Raw genomic sequence first — 3,934 nt, 5'->3', positions numbered from 1 at the left:
GACGGTCGACGGGACCGTCGCCCGACTGCCGCTGGCCGGGGGCCCGGCGACACTGTGGACCGCGACCGCCCCCGACGCGCACACCCTGCGCGCCCACCTCAGCGGGTAGGTGGACCCCTGTTGTTCGGCATCTCGGCCCATCAGGGGTGGGGAGCCTCCTATCCTCGAGGGGATGTGCCAACCGGAGCGACCGCCGTTCGGATGACGGCTCACAGGAGGCCGTGATGAGTGGGAAAGATCGCCCCGAGGGCATCAGCCCGACAGCCGTGGAGGGCGCGCCCGGGCTGTGGCGTGTCGATCTCCAGCGACACGATCTCAGCATCGAGGGCCGCGAGGTCATCCAGAGTCGGGTGGAATTCACGCCGGACTCACCGCCGTTCAAGCACTTCCATCCCGGCGAAGAGATCATCTGCGTACTCCAGGGATCGCTGGAGTACACCCTTGAGGGCCAGCCACCGGTGGTGTGCAACGTCGGTGACGCTCTCACCGTGCCGTACGGCGTCCATCACCAGGCACGCAACGTCGGCGACGGCGTCGCCGTCGAACTGGCCACGTACGTCGTCGAGAAGGGTAAGCCGCTTCTCACCAAGGTGGAGTGACCCGCCGAGATCGGGTCAGTGGCGCGGACCGGCTGCGTCGGCGTGGTCGCGGCGACGGGTCGGGTCGAGGCGGGCGATCAGGTCGTCGAGGTGGTCGATCAGGGCGGGGTCGGCCGGTACGCCCAGGTCGGCGAGGCTGGCCCGAATCCGCTCGTCGAGGCGGGCGTGTTCGCCGCGGCCCCGGGCCGTCAGGTAGGCCCGGATGCGTCGGCGGTCCAGGGGGTCGATCCGCCGGAAGACGAGGTTGCGGTCGACGAGCTGGTCGACCAGCTTGGTGAGGGTGCCCGGCGGGAGCGACGCCTCAACGGACACCTCGCTCATCGGGTGACCCTGACCGTCGGCGAGCAGGCAGAGCACCCGCCACGCCTCGGTGGTCAGCTCGTCGTCGGCCAGGACGGCGCCCAACCGGCGGGAGAGCAGCCGTTCGGCGCGGGTGAGCGAGCGCAGCAGGTCGGCTGGCGCCCCGGGCACGTCTGACATGGATCTCCCTGGTGCGGTGGCCCTGCCATGGTACCGAGTCGTCCCGGTCCGTGGTGAGCTCTGGTCTTCCGAGGTGGGCCGGGCAATCATGTGCTCATGTCCGCGCCGGCACCGCCGTGGCTCACCGTCGATCGGGCCGTGGTCAGCATTGCGCTGGTCTATCCGATGCGCGGGCCGGCGGGAATGTTCGGCCCGACCTGCGAACTCTGCGCCCAGCTCGCGGTCGAGGAGATCAACGCCTGTGGCGGGGTGCTGGGTTGCGAGGTGCGGCTGGTGCCGGTCGACGGCGGCGCCCCGCCGGCCGAGGTGGCCGCCGAGGTCGAGGCGCTGGTGTCGGTGGGCGCCGTGCAGGGCGTGACCGGTTGGCACATCTCCTCGGTGCGGCAGGCGCTGGCGCCCCGGGTCGCCCACCGGGTGCCGTACGTCTACACCGCCCTGTACGAGGGCGGTGAGCGTACCGAGGGGGTGTTCCTGACCAGCGAGACGCCGGACGCCCAGCTGTGGCCCGCGATGCGGCTGCTCGCCGGGGAACAGGGCGTACGCCGCTGGTTCGTGGTCGGCAACGACTACGTGTGGCCACGGCGCACCGCGCGGGCCGCCCAGCGGTACGCGGTGCGCGGCGGTGGGCGGGTGGTGGGGCAGGCGTTCCTGCCGTTGGAGACGCACGACTTCGACGACGTGCTGCGCCACATCGAGCGCAGCGAGGCCGACGCGGTGGTGATGCTGCTCGTCGGCGCCGACGCGGTGCGGTTCAACCGGGCGTTCGCCCGCGTCGGGATGGATCAGCGCTGCCTGCGACTGAGCACCCTCATGGACGAGAACATGCTGCTGGCCAGCGGCGTCGGGGCGACGCGGCGGCTCTACAGCACGGCAGGTTTCTTCGCCGGCCTGGTGACGCAGGAAAATCTCGACTTCCACGGTGAGTTCGCCCGCCGGTTCGGGGTGGAGGCGCCGCCGCTGGGCAGCCTGGGGGAGTCCTGCTACGAGGGCGTGATGCTGCTCGCCGCCCTGATCGGGCAGGCCCGCACCCTCGACGTGCGGGCGATCGAGACGGCCGCCGACACGGTGGCGTACCACGGGCCGCGCGGTCGGCTGCGGCTGCGACGGCGGCACGTGCGTCAGCGGATCTACCTCGCCGAGGCAGACGGTCTCGACTTCACGGTGCTCGCCCAGCTCTGACCGCCGCCTCCGGCCCTTGACAGCCCCACCCGGCTCGACCCTAAGATGCTTCCTGGGTGAAGTATCTGGCCGAGGGCCGGATACCGCGAATGTGTGTCCACCGTTGGCGCAATCTGTTCGCCGACCATTGTGGTGGCCATTCTTCCTCGGAATTTCCCAAGGCCGGCGCCGTCTCCGACTGACGGTGTCGGCCATTGTGGTGTGCGCCTTCGAACGGGCGCGGGAAACAGTCAATTAAGGACTGGGAAACACTCACGCAATCAAGCCGGTCGACGCTTTGCGTGCCCGTACCCGATGCGATGACCCCAGGCGGCGTCCACCCGTCGACCTCGGCATCGCCCACTCAGCTCCACCGGACCGCACCGACCGTCCATTCGTCACGTGAGTGCACCGCAGGGAGAATAGATGTCACTTCTTTGGAGCCGCCGCATCCTGGCGGGCACCATGACCGTCGTCGCCGCGGCCGCGCTGAGCGCGTGCGGCAGCAAGACCAGTGACGAGGGCGGCGCGGCCGGCGTCACCGCCGATGTCTCCGGCGACACCGTCAAGGTGGGCCTGCTCAACTCGCTCTCCGGCACCATGGCGATCAGTGAGGTCACCGTCCGCGACTCCATCATGCTCGCCGTCGAGGAGATCAACGCGGCCGGCGGCGTGCTCGGCAAGAAGATCCAGCCGGTCGGGGAGGACGGCGCCTCGGACTGGCCGACCTTCGCGGAGAAGGCCGAGAAGCTCATCTCCGAGGACCGGGTCGCCGCCGTCTTCGGCTGCTGGACGTCGGCGAGCCGCAAGGCGGTCAAGCCGGTGTTCGAGAAGAACAAGGCGCTGCTGTTCTACCCGGTGCAGTACGAGGGGTTGGAACAGTCACCCTACATCTTCTACACCGGAGCGACGACCAACCAGCAGATCGTTCCCGGGCTCGACTACCTCAAGGCCGAGGGGGTGAAGTCGGTCTATCTGGTCGGCAGTGACTACGTGTTTCCCCGTACCGCCAACAAAATCATCAAGGCGTACGCGGCGGCGAACGGGATGACCGTCGCCGGTGAGGACTACGCGCCGCTCGGGTCCACCGAATTCGGCACGATCGTCAACAAGGTCAAGTCGTCCGGCGCGGATGCCGTGTTCAACACCCTCAACGGCGACAGCAACGTGGCCTTCTTCAAGGAGTACAAGTCGGCCGGCCTGACCGCCGCGGCGATGCCTGTGGTGTCGGTGTCGATCGCCGAGGAGGAGGTCAAGGGCATCGGCACCCAGTACCTCCAGGGCCAGCTCACCGCCTGGAACTACTACCAGACCACGCCCGGCGCGGCGAATGAGAAGTTCGTGGCCGCGTACAAGGCGAAGTACGGCGCGGACAAGCCGACGAGCGACCCGATGGAGGCCGCGTACGTCAGCGTGTACCTGTGGAAGGCGATGGTCGAGAAGGCCGGCGCGTTCGACGTCGAGAAGGTCCGTACCGCCTCCGACGGGATCACCTTCGACGCGCCGGAGGGCCTGGTCACCGTCGATGGGAAGACCCAGCACATCGCCAAGACCGCCCGGATCGGCAAGATCGGCGCCGACGGTCTGATCACCGAGGTGTGGAACTCCGGCAAGCCGGTCGCGCCGGACCCGTACCTCAAGACCTACCCGTGGGCGAGCGGCCTGAGCTGACGACGCCGGCCCGGGCGGCGCGCGCC

General features: G+C 69.2%; 4 protein-coding genes. 3 read left to right on the top strand and 1 reads right to left on the bottom strand.

Annotated features, from left to right (window positions below; translation table 11 throughout):
- The first annotated feature begins 224 nt into the window (after positions 1 to 224).
- Positions 225 to 599, top strand: a complete 375-nt coding sequence (locus AB0J68_RS28670) for a cupin domain-containing protein (RefSeq protein WP_354860647.1) — start codon at positions 225 to 227, stop codon at positions 597 to 599.
- A 15-nt stretch (positions 600 to 614) separates the two neighbouring features.
- Here the strand turns inward: AB0J68_RS28670 and AB0J68_RS28665 are convergent, their stop codons facing one another.
- Positions 615 to 1,079, bottom strand: coding sequence for a MarR family transcriptional regulator (locus AB0J68_RS28665; protein WP_355066514.1), 465 nt, complete (start codon positions 1,077 to 1,079; stop codon positions 615 to 617).
- Between the two features lie 96 nt (positions 1,080 to 1,175).
- On the opposite strand from AB0J68_RS28665, the gene AB0J68_RS28660 reads away from it, so the two are divergent.
- Complete coding sequence (locus AB0J68_RS28660) at positions 1,176 to 2,258, top strand: substrate-binding domain-containing protein (RefSeq protein WP_354860651.1); 1,083 nt, start codon at positions 1,176 to 1,178, stop codon at positions 2,256 to 2,258.
- 405 nt (positions 2,259 to 2,663) lie between these two features.
- Entirely contained in the window at positions 2,664 to 3,908 is a 1,245-nt protein-coding gene (gene urtA / locus AB0J68_RS28655) for an urea ABC transporter substrate-binding protein (protein WP_354860653.1), read from the top strand.
- Positions 3,909 to 3,934: the final 26 nt, after the last annotated feature.

Source organism: Micromonospora sp. NPDC049580 (assembly GCF_040675595.1).
Classification (GTDB): domain Bacteria; phylum Actinomycetota; class Actinomycetes; order Mycobacteriales; family Micromonosporaceae; genus Micromonospora.
Note: the sequence above shows the minus strand (reverse complement) of the source record. Positions and strands in the feature narration are given on the sequence as shown.